This is a genomic window from Paraburkholderia sp. SIMBA_030, from assembly GCF_046535245.1.
In the GTDB taxonomy this organism is placed as follows: domain Bacteria; phylum Pseudomonadota; class Gammaproteobacteria; order Burkholderiales; family Burkholderiaceae; genus Paraburkholderia.
Window position 1 is genome coordinate 1 of the sequence record NZ_JAWRXB010000478.1, and the last position, 273, is coordinate 273.

The window sequence follows — 273 nt, forward strand, 5'->3', positions numbered from 1 at the left end:
GGTACTGGCTGGAAAATTGATTGATAAATTTTCACCATATTGTGAGGACGAGATTTTTAATTGCCTTGAAATTGTAATATCAGGTATCGGGCTTAGTAAAGATCTTGAGAGTATAGAGTATGCGTTGGAGATGAGAAGAAAATTTGGAAACTTTTGGACAAGTTATTGGGGAGAAGCTCAATATTTCTTACTTAATAAACTTGATGATAATCGTATCAGCAAAAAATCCATAGACTTATATAATGTTTTACAAAGAAGATTTAAAGGTTGTAG

At 31.9% G+C, this 273-nt stretch carries 1 protein-coding gene; it reads left to right on the forward strand.

Features of this window, described 5'->3' with window-relative positions; translation table 11 throughout:
- The coding region (locus SB772_RS40860; RefSeq protein WP_410838632.1) for a hypothetical protein at positions 1 to 273 on the forward strand (273 nt) is incomplete at both ends.